Annotated in this window: 15 protein-coding genes; all 15 read right to left on the bottom strand. The window is 28.9% G+C overall.

The genetic code is table 11. The features are described from left to right. Window positions 1-46 precede the first annotated feature (46 nt). Window positions 47-1,345: a phosphoenolpyruvate mutase gene (gene aepX / locus L3B98_RS23585; protein WP_238918464.1), complete on the bottom strand. Its 1,299-nt coding sequence runs from the start codon at window positions 1,343-1,345 to the stop codon at window positions 47-49. A gap of 367 nt (window positions 1,346-1,712) precedes the next feature. Then, window positions 1,713-2,513 carry a phosphocholine cytidylyltransferase family protein gene (locus L3B98_RS23580; protein ID WP_238918463.1) on the bottom strand — a complete coding sequence of 267 codons (801 nt, stop codon included), beginning with the start codon at window positions 2,511-2,513 and terminating at the stop codon, window positions 1,713-1,715. Window positions 2,514-2,733: 220 nt separating this feature from the next. Next, the gene (locus tag L3B98_RS23575) at window positions 2,734-3,705 is read right to left on the bottom strand and encodes a hypothetical protein (RefSeq protein ID WP_238918462.1); all 972 of its coding nucleotides are present in this window, start codon (window positions 3,703-3,705) and stop codon (window positions 2,734-2,736) included. A gap of 167 nt (window positions 3,706-3,872) precedes the next feature. Continuing rightward, window positions 3,873-4,874 carry a hypothetical protein gene (locus L3B98_RS23570; RefSeq protein ID WP_238918461.1) on the bottom strand — a complete coding sequence of 334 codons (1,002 nt, stop codon included), beginning with the start codon at window positions 4,872-4,874 and terminating at the stop codon, window positions 3,873-3,875. 367 nt (window positions 4,875-5,241) lie between these two features. Then, entirely contained in the window at window positions 5,242-5,886 is a 645-nt protein-coding gene (locus tag L3B98_RS23565; RefSeq protein ID WP_238918460.1) for an ABC-2 transporter permease, read from the bottom strand. Between the two features lie 6 nt (window positions 5,887-5,892). Further along, entirely contained in the window at window positions 5,893-6,567 is a 675-nt protein-coding gene (locus L3B98_RS23560) for an ABC-2 transporter permease (protein WP_238918459.1), read from the bottom strand. 1 nt (window position 6,568) lies between these two features. After that, window positions 6,569-7,426 (bottom strand): ABC transporter ATP-binding protein, encoded by an 858-nt coding sequence (locus L3B98_RS23555; RefSeq protein ID WP_238918458.1) that lies wholly within the window; start codon window positions 7,424-7,426, stop codon window positions 6,569-6,571. 108 nt (window positions 7,427-7,534) lie between these two features. Then, the gene (locus L3B98_RS23550) at window positions 7,535-7,906 is read right to left on the bottom strand and encodes a GntR family transcriptional regulator (RefSeq protein ID WP_238918457.1); all 372 of its coding nucleotides are present in this window, start codon (window positions 7,904-7,906) and stop codon (window positions 7,535-7,537) included. Between the two features lie 235 nt (window positions 7,907-8,141). Further along, the gene (locus L3B98_RS23545) at window positions 8,142-9,542 is read right to left on the bottom strand and encodes a cation:dicarboxylase symporter family transporter (RefSeq protein WP_238918456.1); all 1,401 of its coding nucleotides are present in this window, start codon (window positions 9,540-9,542) and stop codon (window positions 8,142-8,144) included. Between the two features lie 650 nt (window positions 9,543-10,192). Next, complete coding sequence (locus tag L3B98_RS23540; protein ID WP_238918455.1) at window positions 10,193-11,128, bottom strand: M14 family metallopeptidase; 936 nt, start codon at window positions 11,126-11,128, stop codon at window positions 10,193-10,195. Further along, window positions 11,125-12,060: a M14 family metallopeptidase gene (locus tag L3B98_RS23535; protein ID WP_238918454.1), complete on the bottom strand. Its 936-nt coding sequence runs from the start codon at window positions 12,058-12,060 to the stop codon at window positions 11,125-11,127. The genes L3B98_RS23540 and L3B98_RS23535 overlap by 4 nt, the downstream gene beginning before the upstream one ends. Window positions 12,061-12,271: 211 nt before the next feature. Beyond that, entirely contained in the window at window positions 12,272-14,290 is a 2,019-nt protein-coding gene (locus L3B98_RS23530; RefSeq protein ID WP_238918453.1) for a methyl-accepting chemotaxis protein, read from the bottom strand. Between the two features lie 168 nt (window positions 14,291-14,458). Next, window positions 14,459-15,799, bottom strand: a complete 1,341-nt coding sequence (gabT, locus tag L3B98_RS23525; protein WP_077365751.1) for a 4-aminobutyrate--2-oxoglutarate transaminase — start codon at window positions 15,797-15,799, stop codon at window positions 14,459-14,461. A 278-nt stretch (window positions 15,800-16,077) separates the two neighbouring features. Then, entirely contained in the window at window positions 16,078-16,239 is a 162-nt protein-coding gene (locus tag L3B98_RS23520; RefSeq protein WP_238918452.1) for a hypothetical protein, read from the bottom strand. A gap of 13 nt (window positions 16,240-16,252) precedes the next feature. After that, window positions 16,253-17,473 (bottom strand): PucR family transcriptional regulator, encoded by a 1,221-nt coding sequence (locus L3B98_RS23515; protein ID WP_238918451.1) that lies wholly within the window; start codon window positions 17,471-17,473, stop codon window positions 16,253-16,255. Window positions 17,474-17,586: the final 113 nt, after the last annotated feature.

Raw genomic sequence — 17,586 nt, 5'->3', positions numbered from 1 at the left:
TGCAAACTCATAACTCCTAACTATAAACTGTGCCCTGTTAACTGCTCTACATTCCTCCTGGAATTAAAGTCAATATTTCTTTTATCGGCATACAATTAATTGATGCTTCTTTTGACCTTCCATTTTCCAAAATACTCTTTGCCGTATTTACCATTGCTGGATAAGCACTTCGTATTAAATGATTTGCATATATAACAACACTAACTCCTAATTCAATTAGTTCATCTTCTTTCATAAAATTATATGAAGTTGGAACTACCACTAATGGAACTTTATTTTCAAACTCATTATATCTTCTACAAAATTCTATTATCTCTTCACCATTTTTTTCTTTACTATGGATCATAATTCCATCTGTTCCTGCCTCAATATAAGCTTTTGCCCTTTCAATAGCATCTTCCATTCCAGCTCCTGCAATCAAACTTTCAATTCTTGAAATTATCATAAAATCACTAGTAACCCGAGCTTCTCTTCCAGCTCTGATCTTATCTGAAAAATGTTCTATGGTATCCTGTATTTGAACAACAGCTGTACCAAATAATGAATTTTTCTTAAGTCCAGTTTTATCTTCAATAATAATAGCTGATACACCTAATCTTTCTAAGGTTTTAACAGTATAAACAAAATGTTCAATTTGTCCACCTGTATCTCCATCAACTATTATAGGTTTTGTAGTAACTTCCAAAATATCGTTAATTGTATTTAATCTAGAGGTTAAATCTACTAATTCAATATCTGGCTTACCCTTTGCGGTTGAATCACACAAAGAACTTACCCACATACCATCAAACTCTTTTATTTTCCCTTCTTTTTCAACCTTTGTTTTTTCTACGATAAGTCCTGTTAATCCATTGTGAGCTTCAAGTATCCTAACTGGTTTTTTGGAATAAATTAGTTCCTTAAGACTTTTCATTCTCATCTGAGGTGTTATTCCTATCTGCGCCAATTCTTCATCTAATTTTGAAATAGAAACCCCTTGGGTATATGGAACCTCAACAAGTTTTCCTCCCCATTCACTTATTGCTTCAATTACTTTATCTCTAAGTTCTTTTTGTACTCCTTCTTTCCAATCATCACCATGGAGAACATAATCAGGTTTAATTTCTCTAATATTAGGTACTTGATCCAAACTATTTTGCGGAACTACTGATACAACTCCCTTGATATTACTTACAACTTCTTTTCTCTCTTCATATTTCATTATAGGATTTCTCCAATACCCCCTTATTACATCATCTGTATGCAATCCAACTATTACATCTCCAAATTTTCTTGCTTCATTTAATACATTTAAATGTCCTTGATGAATAATATCTGCGCTCATTGCTACATAAACTGTTTTCATATATTACACTCCTCAACCTTTCATTTTTTTAATTTTCATATATAGATATCAATTTTAAGAATCAAACTTATAAATAGAATATACATGCATCATTGAGAAATTATAATCGTAACACTACACTAGAAATCAGATACATTTTTCTGGAAGCAGGCATGTGAAATTGAGCTGATGATGGTTCTTAATGGGGGCTTGTTTCATTTCAGCTTGTCCAGATTTTACATCTGGAACACGCTGAAATGACTACAAGCTGCCATTTAGAACCTTCCAGCGAAAATTTCACTAGTCCTGCAGAAGACAAATGTATTGGATTTCGGTAAGTTTCTCATAAATCTAATTCTCGCGTTGGATATCTATAAATGTAAATATTCTAAATTATTAATTGTTCTTCAGTATTTTTTTCTAATTTAGGGAGTACAACTTTTTCTATTCTTTCAAGATGTTTTCTATCATCAATTTCTCCCCAAACTAAATTTTCAACTTTTAAATATCCAACTTTTCTTTTTCTTGCAGCATCAAATATGGCATTTTCATAATCATATTTTTTTGTTGTTCTTTTTTCATTTTCAAAAATATAATCTCTATCATCCTCTACATTATAAGAGTTAAACTCTTTATATTGCCTTATCATCTCTCTATACAGATCTAGTGATATTTTAGAAATTCCAACTAGTTCTCCATATACCCTTTCTATTTCTTCTTTGTTTTTAGAGATCTTATATAAATTATCATCCCTAACTTCAACATAACATTCATCTCCAGAATTTGTCCTGCCACTCAATAATACACAATCAGCAGCAGCGTGATTCAAAACTCTAATTAATGCATAAACTTCATATATTAAATCACTTTCAAGCAGTAAGAAATCTTCTTTAAGTTCATCTTCTAATATTGCTAGAGAAGTCATACTACCTGTTGCTTTATATTTTCTATTTCTTCTAGTTTGAATATAATTTTTATCTTTTGCTAAATCATCATAAAATTCATTTAAATGACCTGTAACAATATATATTTTTTCAATACCTAAGCACCTTAATTTATCAATAGATCTTTCAATTAAGCTTTTACCATTTATCTTTATAAAACCTTTTGGCATTAAATCATTAGTTACATCTTGTAATCTTGTCCCCATACCTGCAGCCAAGATTACTGCTGTTTTTATCTTTCCCATACATTTACTTCCCCTTTCCTAGACATTTTTTATAGAAATCATTTCTAAGTTCATTTTTTGAACAAGATTATATTAACATCTTTCATTGTTCAAAACAATATGTTCATGCTTAAAATTTACAATTTTTAATATTTTTCTGATATGAAATTTGCATAAAATAAAAAAAGCTATATAAAAATAACGGAAAGTTATTTTTATATAGCTTAGATTTATTTTAATACTATTTTGCTATTGCATTTGAAGTTACCTTTGATGGAGTTAGTATTTTTTGAAGATCTGCCTGTGTAACTTTAAGTACACTAGTTGGCAAAGTAATTTCTTTAACTTCACTCTTAGCAGCTGATGATTTCACATTTAATGATACATCTCCAAAATCTTTAACTTTTAAATTCACACTAAAATCTGAATTATAACTTGTATCTGTAAATGTTTCTTTAGATGAAATAGTAGAACCTGCTAATGCTGCTTTAACTTCAGCTAATCCTTTATCAAACTCCGAACTATTAACTGCTGCTTTCATTTGTGTAATACTTTCAGCTGGTAGTCCCATTTTAAAGCTAGTATTGATATTGTCTAAATTATTAGTTGCAGCTTTTATAGCTTTTACAGCTAAATCTGTAGTTTGATCAGAATTAAGGTTTAATGAATATTCTCTTCCATTTTGAACAAATGGCAAATCTAAATCATTCTTTTCTCCAAATATTAATTTAGTAAATTGAGACATTGCATCTGGTTGACATAATGCTTTAATCTTATCCTTATCTAGTCCTGAAGATGCTAAATCGAAACTTAAATATTCTTCCTTAATTTGAGCTAATCCACTTGGAACAGCTTGTCCTGTTAAAGTATAAATTTCTTCAAAATAACCTTTGTTTATATCCACACTTCCTGATGCTAAATCAACATACTCATTAATTTCTGGTAGTTTAATTAATCCTGTTGGATCTGTAAGTTTTATATTTACGTATGCCTTATCTTTAGCTTTGTATCCTGTAGCCGTAAAATTGATTTGCTTACTTATTCCTTTTGCGTCAATTTTGAACGTACCATCAAGATTTGATGTTGTTGCTTCCCATTTAGCAGTATTTGAAAGTTCCTGTGAATAATTTAGAGTTGCTTGATTACATCCAGCTAATGTGCCGGCTGCTAAAGCTGCTGTCATAATAATTGCTAGTGTTTTTTTCATTTTCATTTTTGTTTCCCCCTGTTATACTAATTTATTTATGATAAAAATACAATTCATGTTGAAAAATAGTTTGTGCTATATTTTTATTATACATATCTTCTATTATTAAATTCTAATATAAAATTTAATAATCATTAAAAAATCCTTAATTAGGTAATTGTTTATTATTACACTTACTTAATTGAAGTCCCTGTAGCTGCTGGAATAGTAGCCTTTGCAGTTGTTGATACACCTAACATTTTGTCAAATTCCTCTTCTGTAAGTTTAATCTTACTAGATGGCATTTCAACTACTTTTCCTTCTGTTTTACTAGTTGTTGATTTCATTCCAAAGTAAAGTTTTCCAAAATCTTTAACTTGTAAATTCATATTGAAATCACTAGTATAACTATTATCAGTAAATGTATTTTTTGAACTAATAGATGTACCATTTAAAGCCATCTTTATTTCAGCTAATTTTGAAGTAAAGTTTGTATTATTAATTTCCTTTTTTGCTTCTGCAATTTGTTCTGCAGTCAACTTTAACTTAAAAGTACTATTTAAATTATCTAAATTATTTGCACCCGCTATAATAGCTTTTGCTGCTAAATCTACTGTTTGGTTTCCATCAAGATATAAAGTATATTCCCTTCCATTTTGAACATATGGTAAATCTAAATCATTATTTTCACCAAAAATTAATTTTCCTAATTTCATTAAAGCATCAGGATCATTAGCTAATGCTTTTATTTGTTCTACATTAGCATTAGTTTTAGCATTATTTGAATTTACATCTGTTCCAATATATTCTTCTTTTATATTTGTCAACTCATTAGGAACAGCTTGTCCTGTTGAAGTATATATTCCTTCTAAAAAGCTCTTATTTATATATATTGTATTTTCATCACAATATAATTTAAGTTCAGGAATATTAATTTTCCCGTTTGGATCTTTAAATTTAATATCTGCATACTCATTTTCTTTTGCTTTGTAAGCTGTACACGTAAAGGATATATCCTGCTTTATCCCTTGTGCATCTACACCAACTGACCCTGTTATATCTGAAGTTGTTGATTCCCACTTTTCTACATTATTAACTTCCTTAATATAATTTTGAGTAGCTTGACTACATCCAGCCATTGTTCCAACAGTCAAAACTGCTGCCATAATAATTCCTAAAGTTTTTCTTAATTTCATTTCTCTTTCCCCCTACAATATTGAATCTTATCATAAGAATACAATACAAGTTAATTATTTACTTTAATAGCATATATTTATTATACCTTCTTTTAATAAATATAGAATAGTTTTAATATTAAATTAAACTTAATTTTCACTTAAGTTTTTAGCATTAATTAAAGTACTTCTAATTATAACAAGCTTATATCTCTACTATACTTAACATTATTCAATTATAAAAACTTGAAATTTACCTATTTCTTTTCTTCTCAACAAAAACACTTAAAAAAGTTGCACCTATTGCAATCCAAAGAACTGTTAATATACTCATCAGAAATTCCTCCTTATCAAACTAATCTAATATTAAATTAGCTACTAATATATTTTATACTTCTTTTTTCATACAAATTTTATATGATACCAAATACGAGCAATATCCAATAATCATTAAAATTAAAATGCTACAAGATGTTAAAATAACTTCATTATTTAAAATAACCTCTAATAAATATCCTAATTCTTTTTTAATAAATTCTGGTAGCATTATTACTAATACAGCTGGTACAATTCCTATAATATTTAGTATTGTTTTTTTCCCATCAAAGCCAATCTTATAACTTAATGGGTATTGAATAAATAAAAATATTAATACTGCTATTTCAGATAAAAACATTATTATAATTTCATTATTATCAATTTGATTTATACTAAACATATATATCATTAACATAATTTCAACAGAAAATATGCATATGAACCACAAGAGCAAGTAAAGAAATCTTCCTAAAACCATTTTAGATATCTTAGCTGGAAAAATATAATGTAACTTCTCTATATTTTCATTTCCTTGTGCAATAAATGGCGTATTTACAAAAACCATTTGAATTAAAAGAAAATATCCCTTTCCATAATAATACATTTTTCTTTCAAAAAATAAATATAATACTATTACCAATATCGGCAACATCATTAACAAAGTTCTTTTACTCAACCTTAAATCAAGTTTTAGGTATCTAATAGCATCTTTCATATTTCTCTAAACCTCTTTTCTATAAAAAATCCAACATGAAACTTTATACGATAAATAACATATAAACCCTATACTAAGTAAGTTCAAAACAATAAAGCTTTTTTTATTATTTATAATTAAGTTTCCTATACAATTTAATTGATTTGAATATCTCAAGCCCGCCTCTTCCATTTCTATTGGAATAAATATTATAAATGATATCATAGCCAATGAAGCAATTATAAGTATGGCAGTTTTAATTACATCTCTTTTAGATTTTTGAGCTTCATAATATAGAGGATAACTTATGCACATAAGAATTATAGAGATATTTACTACTATTATTAATTCTGTTACAAATAATAGCTCCGGTGAATTGAAATTAAAATAATACAGACTTGTTCCTCCCAATATACAAATTGTTATTACTACAGTTAAAATTAGATATATAAATCTTCCCCAAACTATACTGGAGTATTTATTTGGCAGTAAACTATAAATATTCTCTAATTTATCTCCATTTTCATTTGCAAAAGGTATTCCTATATACAAAATTACAAAAAACATAAATGCTGCTAATCCAATATCAATATATTTCATCATTATAAATGTAAAGATTGGAATCAGAATTAAATAGATATATTGCATTTTTGCTTTCATAATCCTCATATCAAATTTAAAACAATTTACGGCTTCCCTCATATTATTTTCCCCTTGTTCCATTAATATAAAAAACCATAATTTCCTCCATAGAAGGCTTCTCAAACAATAAATTTTCATCTAAATAATTTTTGTCTTCTGAATGAATCAATCCTGTAAAACTTATATTTGACAATTTATAACCAATTAACTTTTCTTTCACCTCTTCTCTTAACTCTCCTGTTCCACCTTTAACTAACAGATGATTTTCTAAGATGTTTTCTGTTGTGTCAAAAAATACTTTTTCTCCATCATTAATAAAATAAAGATAATCTGTAATCTTTTCTAAATCACTCATAATATGAGTGGAAAATATAACACTTCTCTCTCCATCTGATATATAGTCCTGTAATATTTCTAAAACTTCACTTCTAACTATTGGATCAAGGCCACTAGTTGGCTCATCTAATAAAAGTAGTTTTGTTTCCCTTGATAAAACAGTTGCAAAAGCCAATTTTGCTTTCATTCCCTTAGAAAATTCCTTTATCTTTTTCTTATAAGGCAACCCCCATTTTTTTGCATATTGGTCAAACTTCCCTTCGTCAAACGAAGAATAGAAATCTTTTAATGTGTTAATAATCTCTTTAAGTGTAAAACATATTGGAAAATAGCAGTCATCTCCAATAAAACCTATCATATCTTTATATCCTGCCTCATCCTCATCATATTCTTTACCAAATACTCTTATTTCTCCACTATTTCTCTTTAGGTGATTCATTATAAGTTTTATTGTAGTAGTTTTCCCTGCTCCATTTTGTCCTATATACCCAAGAATATATCCTTTAGGTAATTCTAAATTTATATTTTTAATATTAAATCCCTTAAGATTCTTATTTAAATTTTTTATTTCAAGCGCATTCATATCTTCATTCTCCCTAAATTGATTTTTAGCATTATATACTTTTCAATTAACAATTATTTATGAAGTAAGCAAACTCCCTCTTAATACAAAGTTACTCATTATTCAAAATTACTCATTCATAAGAGTTTTCAAAATAAGCATTAATTCATCATTTGATATATTTGCTGCCTTTCCATTTTCTATTGCGATTGTAAATGCCTCTTCAATTTTTTTTAAATACTGTTCTTTTACCATTTCTGCATCTTTCGGAAGTACATAACTTCCTTTTCCCCTAAGGGTCGCTATAAATCCTTCACTTTCAAGATCAGAATAAGCTCTTGTCGTTGTGATAACACTAATTCCCAAATCCTTTGCTAGCTGTCTTATTGATGGTAAGAATTCATTTTCTGCAATAGAACCCGTTAAAATCTGCTCTTTTATTTGTCCTTTAATTTGTTCATAAATAGGCAAATCGGATTTATTTGAAAGTAATATTTTCAAACTTCACTTCTACCTCCTCATTGTTCATACTGTATATATACAATATATACAGTATGAACAGTTTTGTCAATACTTTTATATATTTTTTTGAAAAACCTATAATCTCAATTTATCTCTTAATACTGTGTATCTAAGTTTAATTCTTATCTAATAATTTTGAAATTTGCGTACAAAAAAAAGACCTTTATATGACTATTATTATCACATAAAGATCTTTTAATTAACGATATATTATTTAATTAGCTTCAGCTATAATTTTATCATTTGAATTAAAAACTTCTTTATCTAATTCATTGAAACTCTTAGCAACTGTTACTGCTGAAACCATTGCTCCATCAACATTAAGTGCTGTTCTTGCCATATCTAATATTGGATCAATTGCAAGTATTCCTCCTGCAAGTGGGAAGAAACTTCCCATTCCCATACCTGATATTACAACAGATACAGACATTATCGCTGTTCCTGGCAACCCTGCAATTCCAAAAGAACTTATAATTATTGTAATTACTAGCATTGCATAAAAACTGAAGTCCATTGTAGTCCCAGACATATTAGCAATTGTTATAGCCATTAATGCAGGATATATAGCTGCACAGCCATTCATTCCCATGTTAGCTCCAAGACTTCCTGCAAAACTTGCAATTCCTTTTTCAACTCCAACTTTTTTATTTAGAGTTTCTATTGTAACAGGTAATGTTCCAAGACTTGATCTTGAGGTAAAGGCTAAAACTAATGGTTCAGTTACATTTTTTGCATACTGAATTGGATTTAATCCATTAAGTGAAACTATTATAAGGTGTACAATAAATACAATAATAACACTCACATATAATGCAATTATGAAGCTAAGTACATTTGTTATTGCCGATATTCCATTTGATGCAATTGTATTTGCAAGTAATGGCAAAACAGCATACGGCATAAACCTTATAACTGTTCTAGCAACACTTGTCATAATACTATAAAATGCTTCAATTATATCTACTGCAGGTTTTATAACATCTTTATTGCTCTTATTTAATTTTCTTATTGCTATTCCAAGAAATGCTGCAAATATAACAACCGCTACTATATTAGCATCAGCCATTACTTTTATTGGATTTGATGGTAGAAGACCTCTTATTGTATCTACAAATGGAACTATTTCTTTCATTTCTGCTTTGCTTTGAACTGCCTCTACTCCTACTCCAAGTTTAAATAAATTACCAACTATTATTGCAATTATTGAAGATATTGCTGTAGTCCCTAGCAAAACTGATATAGATCTAAAAGTAATTTTTCCTAAACTTTTTTGAGCATCCATAGTTATTATAACCCTTAACATTGATATGAAAACCAGTGGTACTACGAGCATTTTTAATAGATCCATGAATCCATTACCAACTAATCCATACCATTTTATAACTTCACCTATCCATTTAACATCTCCACTGCTCTTTGGAAAACCAGCTATAAATTGTATAACAACTCCCAGAATTAATCCAGCCCCTGTAGAAATAAGCATACGCTTTGAAAAATTCAAACCTGCCTTTTCCAGTTTATATATTACAAACATTAGTCCAATTAATACTGCTATGAATACAAGCGGCATAAAGCTTGTAATCATTATAAATTTTGAAAAAAATGTATTTTCCATAATTATCCCCTTCCATTTCTTATAATTCCTATAAATTTAGTAAGATTATATTATCAATTATATTCTTCTATGTCAATAGCGTGTGTTTTATTTTTTTCTTCTATTATAAGCAAATATTTAAAGCTTTAAACGGTTTCTCTAATATATACTGATTTTTTATGATATTACTCAAAACTTTTAAAGCATCTGTGACACGTTTAATTAATTATCCATCATTCACCTTCAAAACCCTTTATTTCATATGGCTCTCAGGTTTCTTAAATTCTTATTCCTGTACAATAAAAAAATCGCAGGCGACTGTGGAGCCTTAGATTTTTAATATTAAGTTCCGTATTGTGCTTCGCACTCTTTTTATAGGTGCGCATCTGCCTTTTCGACCGCATGTGAGAAAAATGTGCACCTTAGAAAAGGCAGCTATGCTGCAAATAAGAACATTTTATTAGAAAAGGCAGCTATGCTACATATAAGAACATTTTATGCAGGCGAATATGATTTATTTTTTTCTTCTTTTAAAATATTAAACCTAGTTGATTAGTCTGTTTCAAAAGTTATCCACAGATTGTCCAACAATATAATTTCCTAAAGAATAAAAAAACTATGTATAAACTTAATAGTGTTAAGACTCTTATACATAGTTATATATTGGCTTCTTATTCATGTAGTCTTCTGATGATTTTATATGCTACTACATTTTCCATTACTAAGGGCGACTTATGTGCAAAAAATATTATTCCATCAGTAGGAGATATAACTTTTTCTATAACCTCTCCTTCATAAGGATGAATTATCTCACCAAGAATATCTCCTCTTTCTACTCCATCTCCGGGATTTTTTAATCCTCTATATATTCCGGCAGCTGTAGTCTTAACAGAAAGCAAATCATCTTCTTGCAAAACACTTGCTATATAACCACTATGACTAGTATACTTTATTACTCCCATTCTTGTTAAGAATCTCAGAACTGCAACCACTGCATGCTTTGCAGAGCTTTCATCAATTTGATCTGTAGCATTTGTATATAATGAAAAAGCACTTGATTCCCACATTTGCCAATTATAATTTAAGGTCATTTTATCATATGGTTTAGGCTTACGTATCACTACATATTGCAAGCCAAACAAATTTGCAAGACTTGGACTATGATATCCAGTTTCCATCATTCTTATATGTGGTATAAAATCTCCTGGCATATAAAAACTAGTGAATTGAATTCCATATGGGTAATCCTTAACCTGTTCAAAAACACCATTGGCAATTCTTTGAGTAGTTTCTCCATTTGCTTGTCCAGGAAACATTCTATTTATATCAGTATTATCCATTGCCCAAAATCTTTTTCCTATATTCATGGAATGTGGATTTACACAAGGTATAACAAGAATTTCACGATCTTTTGAAATTGCTCCTCTATGTTCTAACTTAGTTAAGGTTTTAATTAACTGAGAACACGTATATAATTGTTGAATTTCATTTCCTCTTATAGCTCCAACTATGCAGGCTGTCTTTTCACCTTTTCCAAATTTATATCCTGTAATTCTCATATCTTCACGATGAGGTGACTTTAAAGTATATATTATTTCCTTTCTCATTTTGTACCTCCAACAACCCTTGCAATAAGAGAGCCTTCATAAACTACTGGATATTCTCTTAATGTAAATATTACTCCATCACATGGTGAAAAAACTTTTTCATCTATTTCACCAGATAAAGAATTTATTATTTCACCTATTTTTTCACCTTCTCTAACCACATCTAAATGCTTAACAGAGGGCATAAAAACGCCTGAAACATTAGCATTAATAAAGTTCATTTCCTTTTCTACAGATATTATTGGTTCTCTAACATCAATTACTTCACCCTTCCAGATATTTAACTTTTTCATTAAATTAAATATTCCATCTACCAATTGATCCCCATATTTCTTAGTAATTCTCATTCCAACTCCCATTTCTACAAGTAAGGTTGGTATATTTCTTTCATTTAAGTTGTATGTAAGAGTAGATTCTAATACTGTTGATTCTGGATGTATCCATATAAAATCCATATTAAGCAATTTTGCATAAGGTACAAGCTTATCTTTCATATTTTCACTGATTCTTACTTGAGGTACTTCTCTTAAAAATATGTTACTTGCATGTAAATCTACACAAATATCAGCACCTTCTATATCCTCAATTATTTTTGCTGCGACATGTTCTGCCATAGCTCCACTTTCTGATCCAGGAAAAATTCTATTCATATCTAAATCAAAAGTTGGCAAGCCCCTATGTACCGAATCTATTCCTAGTGGATTTAAGGATGGATATATATCAACTACTCCATTTAAGCACTTTATATTATCTTGTATTAATTTTATTAATTTATAGCATACATACTGCCCCTCTAATTCATCTCCATGCATTCCTGTAACAATACATATTCTTTTTTCTTGTCCATTTATATTACTTGGAGTAAGCCTATTTTTCTTGATGATTAAATTTTCATCTACTGCTAATTCCAAAGATACAACATTTTCTATCATAACGCCCTCCTTATGCTTACTGCTACTTCTTATATGTATAATACTATATAAAAAATGACTATTTTATTATTTTTCATGTAAAAAATTTTTCTTCGAACATATTATAAATATCAGATATAAAAATAGACAAAGACCTCAGTAATGAGCATCTTTGCCTTAATTTAATATTACTACTCCATAATTTTATTGTCAAATATTTTAATATAACTGTCTAATCAAGTTCAAAGGTATCTATAATATTGTTTAAAGTTAAGGTAATTTCATTTAAGTTATCAGCTAATGAACTCAATTCCCCAATATTACTTTCTTGGAATTCCATTGAATTTAAAACCTCTTGAGATGAAGCTGAGGTTTCTTCTGTAGCTGCAGATATATCAGAGAAACATTTAATAACTTCATTTTTATGTTCATTAACCTTGCTTATAGAATTTACTAAACTAGATACACTTTTATTCATTATATCTACTTTGTTATTTATATCTACAAATACATTTTTTGTTTCATTCATACTTTCAACATATTCATTTGTAGATTTCTCTGCTACCTCCATATTTACTTTTGTTAATTCTATTTCTTTTTGAATTTCTTGAATAATTTGAATTATACGCTTTGTAGAACTTGCAGTCTCCTCTGAAAGTTTTTTAATTTCATTTGCTACTACTGCAAAGCCTTTTCCATATTCTCCTGCCCTAGCTGCCTCAATAGATGCATTTAGCGAAAGTAAATTAGTTTGAGTTGCAATTTCACTTATAGCATTACTTATTTCACCAATAGAAATTGATTTTTCAGCTAACACTTCAACATTCTTACCTGCCTTACTTTGAGCTAATGCTGTATCTTCTATTTTTCTTGATAATTCATCAATATACATCATACCTTTATCGATATGCTCTACTGTAACAGTGGAAATTTTCTCTAAAGTATTAGTATCCTCTGCTGCTGTGTAAATTTCTTCTGAAAGGTTAGTCAATTGTTCAATACCATATTGAGATTCTTTAGCTTCACTTTCAATTGCCTTTACAATTTGCGAAAGAGTTTTAGTAACATCTTCAATAGAAGCTACATTTTCATTTACAACTTCTGAAAGCTTCGAGCTTCCATCAATAACCTTGTTAGATGCCCATCGTAATTCCACCACAATATTGATCAACGTAGCTCTTAAAGCATCTACAGCCTTGCATATAGTATCAGTTTCTATATTTGAAGCTTTAATATCTCGATATTTTATACTTTCTTCGTTATTGGTTAATTTTAAATTTTTAATATCATTAATTGTAGCCGTCAATATAGAAATAGGCTGAGCTATTTTAACTCCTAGCAAGTGACCAATGACATATGTAATTATTGATGCAATGAGAATTATAACAACAAAAATACTTATTAATATTCTTAATGAAGAATTATAAACACTTTCAGGCACTGCTAATCCTATTTTCCAACCTGTACTAGGAATAGTTGTAAACATAAATAGTCTATCTATGCCATCATAATCCTTTAATTTATTTGTATTATAAATACCATTGCTTATTTGTGCAGCGCTTGAAAATGCATTTCCAATAATACTTTCAATATTAGTAGTTTTATCTTCTTTAGGCATATATTCATCATTTGGATGAGCTATAATATTATTTCCATTATCAAGAACAAATCCATATGTATTTTGATCCTTCTTTGCCTCCTCAATAGTTTCTGCTAGTACTTTTAAATTTACATCTAAAGAAATAACACCTACAATTTTATTTTCTCTAATAATAGGTTTAGAAATAGCTACGCACATACTTTGAGTTGTAAGATCAAAATAAGGATCACCGTAATTAAGATCTTTCTTATTAATAGCATTTTTAAACCAACTTCTTGTGGTACAATCAAAATCTGCCTTTGGAGTCCATCCAGATCCATCTAAAAATGTTTTATCTATTAATCCAACATATATATCTGATGTGGATTTATTTTGTTTAAATTGTTCCGTTACAAATGAAAGAATTTTTTCATTACTAAAATCAGACATTGTCTCTAAATAATTATCTATAATATTTATAGTATTTCCATGAACCTTAAGATATCCATCTATCTTTGAAGAATATGCTTCAATTTGATTTGAATATTTATCCTGTGTTTTAGAAGAAATCATCTTTGATGAAATAAAACAACTTATAAACATAGCAATAACTAGACACCCTATACAGACCAAACTAAATACCGTTATTAATTGTGTTTTTATTTTTTTCATAACTAATCACCTCTTCTTATCAATACTTATCCCCAATTACAAATCATATAAAAAATTAAATCCATGCAATCTATAAATTTCGATTTATAGATCACATGAATTAATTCCTACGTTGAAATATTAAATTATATAGATACTAGAACTTATATATAGTTTATATTTTTTAACTTATAGACATTCTTTAATTGATTCTTCTAATACATCCATTCCATATTTAACTTGTTCCTCTGTCATTACAAGTGGTGGTAAAAAACGAATTACATTGCTAAGCAATCCTGCATTTAATAAAATAACACCTTTTTCATAGCATTTTTTAATTATTGCTTTTACTAAATCTGCTGCTGGTTCTTTAGTTTCCAGGTCTTTAACAAATTCTACTCCTATCATAGAACCAAGCCCCCTTACTTCACCAATAGCATCAAATTCTTCTTTCATTTTATTTAATCTACCAGTAATATATTCTCCAAGCTTTTGTGATTTCCCACATAAATCCTCTTTTTCAATTTTTTCAATTACTTTAAGTGCAGCCACACATCCAAGCGGACTTCCAGCATATGTTCCACCAATTCCACCTACACATGCTGAATCCATTATTTCTTTTTTAGCAACTACAGCACTTAATGGAATTCCAGCTGCTATTGATTTTGATAGTGTAACAATATCTGGTTCTATACCATAGTGCTCATGTGCAAACATTTTTCCAGTTCTAGCAAACCCAGCTTGTATTTCATCTACAATTAAAAGTATATTATTTTCATTACAAAGCTTTTGTAATTCTTGCATATATTTTGCAGATGGTACTATAAATCCACCTTCACCTTGTAATGGTTCAATAATCAAACATGCTATCATGTCTGGAGATAATGTTGTTTTAAGCATACTTTTTAATTTATTAAGACATTCTTCTGCATAGTCTTCCTCTGAAACTCCAAGTGGAGCTCTATAGGAGTATGGGTAATCAAATTTATAAGTTTCAGGTGCAAATGGTCCAAACCCATTTTTATAAGGCTTATACTTACTTGTAATTGACATAGTCATATTTGTACGACCATGAAAAGAACCTGTCGCTGAAAGGATTCCTGTTTTTTTCGTATAAGTTCTTGCTATTTTTATAGCATTTTCTACTGCTTCTGCACCACTATTTGCAAACATTACTTTTTTTTCAAAATCCCCAACTGTTATTTCTGTTAATTTCTTTGCTAAAGCTCCATAAGATTCATAAGTTACAACATTATATCCTGGATGAATATACTTAGCTGTTTGCTCTTGTATTACTTTAACTATCTCATCATCACAATGCCCAACATTTTGGACACCAATTGCTCCAGCAAAATCTAAAAATACATTTCCGTCAACATCTTTAATTAAAGCCCCTTTTGCTTCTGCAATAGCAATGTCTGTGGATATCGATACACCATTTGCTACATATTTTTTTCTTTCTTCAAAAATTTCCTTTGATTTAGGTCCTGGTATGGCTGTTACTAATTTTACATTTGATTCTTCTATCATTTTTAATCCCCCTATATTTTCAAATGAATGATGAATAATGAATGATGAATAATTTCGGTTGAAATTACTCCGTAATTTCTTTAATGAACTTTATCCTATGAAGCTTTTCTCATCAATCATTAGTCATATATCATTAATTATTAAGAACAAAGTGGCTACGCCACGTTTAATTAATGGTGAATAATGAATAATTGAGGTTGAAAACCGCAGGTTTTCTTTAATTTATTCTTATTTTTTGAAAAGCCGTAGGCTTTTCTTCCTTAATCATTCACCATTCACTATTCACCAAAAAAAGAGTCTTCATGTTTATACCCATAAAGACTCCATTGTCTACAAAACTTTTGTGTTGCGCTCTTTGTATTAGCTTGTTTATATAATAATACTTTCTTTCCTTTTTTTCTATGTCCAAACACCATAATATTTTTGTCTATTTTGACCAAAACACTACCTCATCTATAGTATTTTATTTATATATAATGCCATTTTTATATTAAGACATTCTTCAAAATTGTGCAGACTGCAATTTAATAACTCTTCAATTTTTTTTATGCGATATGTTAGAGTATTCCTATGAATGAGTAATTTTTCTGCAGTTGTAGTAATGTTACAATTTTCATTTAAGTACATATCTAATATTTTAATATAATTAACATCTTTATTATTTTTTGATTTTTCAATAATTGGCCCAATTACTTGCTTGCAATAATTTTCTAATATACTCTTATTATTAACATTTAATATCAAACTATATATCCCTATATCATTATATTTCTTAATTGCCTGTCTCCCACCATCAAATTTTAAACTCTCAATTACTATTTTCGCTTCATTAAAAGATTCCTTCATAAAACCCAAATCTTCATATCCATTCCCAATTCCTACATTTATTGATATCCCCGCCATGCGCTTAGAAACTAATTCTTGTATTTCTTGCAATGCTCTGTTTAATCTATACATAGAATTTTCTTCTGCTCTAATTAAAAAAATAATTTCTTCTTCATTATCAATTATAGGAACCTTCAACGAATATTTTTCTAATATGTCCTGAACTAATTTCCTTAGCGTAACTTTAATTTTAGTTATACTAATTTCATCTTCCAGAGCTTTCGACTGAGCAAATTCCTTTAATCCATTTATCTGCAAAATGCATATACAGCATTTTCCCTGCAGGTTATATCTAAAATAATTAGCTTTTTCTTTGACATTAACCCCTAAGTCCGCTTGAGCAAATAATATATTATTCAAAAAATCATTCATAAATTTTTCTTCAATTCGTGCTAATATAATAGCATTGCTTATTTCCTTTGAGACCTCTACAAGCCTAACTTCCCACGGAAGTGCAAATAAAGGAATTTCAAGTTTATCAGCAATTTCAACCGCAGTCTCTGGTATTTTTTTTATGTATTTACCTACATTTACTATTAAACCCACTCCACTTTTTTTGCTTATTTCCTTGATAAGTTTTGTTAATACTCCTATATCACTTTTTATTCCTACACCTGTTATAATTACAATTTCTCCCCCTTGCAGCCACTTTATACCTTCCAATGGATCTTCTAAGCATTCTGATACATATATCCATTCTATGCATTTTTCTAGACCTGCACTTCCTCCAACCAATACCATGTCTTTTAGAGTGTCTAGTTTCAGAATATCTTTTACTAAAATTGACATATAACCACCCCACTTCTCAGTTTACAGTTTACAGTTCACAATTCACAGTTATTCTTATGCTTAAAATCTATGAAAAAACAAAAGCCTATCACTGCTGTGATAGACTAACATCG

It is taken from the genome of Clostridium sp. YIM B02555, from assembly GCF_022320955.1.
GTDB lineage: Bacteria > Bacillota > Clostridia > Clostridiales > Clostridiaceae > Clostridium > Clostridium saccharoperbutylacetonicum.
This window is presented reverse-complemented; position numbering and strand designations above follow the sequence as displayed.

Bases quoted from the DNA above. Each gene is read 5' to 3' on its own strand.
- L3B98_RS23560 (WP_238918459.1), bottom strand. From the start codon at position 6,567: ATGAGGGAAGCCGTAAATTGTTTTAAATTTGATATGAGGATTATGAAA.
- L3B98_RS23535 (WP_238918454.1), bottom strand. From the start codon at position 12,060: ATGATAGAAAATGTTGTATCTTTGGAATTAGCAGTAGATGAAAATTTA.
- gabT (WP_077365751.1), bottom strand. From the start codon at position 15,799: ATGATAGAAGAATCAAATGTAAAATTAGTAACAGCCATACCAGGACCT.
- L3B98_RS23555 (WP_238918458.1), bottom strand. From the start codon at position 7,426: ATGAATGCGCTTGAAATAAAAAATTTAAATAAGAATCTTAAGGGATTT.
- aepX (WP_238918464.1), bottom strand. From the start codon at position 1,345: ATGAAAACAGTTTATGTAGCAATGAGCGCAGATATTATTCATCAAGGA.
- L3B98_RS23580 (WP_238918463.1), bottom strand. From the start codon at position 2,513: ATGGGAAAGATAAAAACAGCAGTAATCTTGGCTGCAGGTATGGGGACA.
- L3B98_RS23540 (WP_238918455.1), bottom strand. From the start codon at position 11,128: ATGAGAAAGGAAATAATATATACTTTAAAGTCACCTCATCGTGAAGAT.
- L3B98_RS23570 (WP_238918461.1), bottom strand. From the start codon at position 4,874: ATGAAATTAAGAAAAACTTTAGGAATTATTATGGCAGCAGTTTTGACT.
- L3B98_RS23545 (WP_238918456.1), bottom strand. From the start codon at position 9,542: ATGGAAAATACATTTTTTTCAAAATTTATAATGATTACAAGCTTTATG.
- L3B98_RS23530 (WP_238918453.1), bottom strand. From the start codon at position 14,290: ATGAAAAAAATAAAAACACAATTAATAACGGTATTTAGTTTGGTCTGT.
- L3B98_RS23575 (WP_238918462.1), bottom strand. From the start codon at position 3,705: ATGAAAATGAAAAAAACACTAGCAATTATTATGACAGCAGCTTTAGCA.
- L3B98_RS23565 (WP_238918460.1), bottom strand. From the start codon at position 5,886: ATGAAAGATGCTATTAGATACCTAAAACTTGATTTAAGGTTGAGTAAA.
- L3B98_RS23515 (WP_238918451.1), bottom strand. From the start codon at position 17,473: ATGTCAATTTTAGTAAAAGATATTCTGAAACTAGACACTCTAAAAGAC.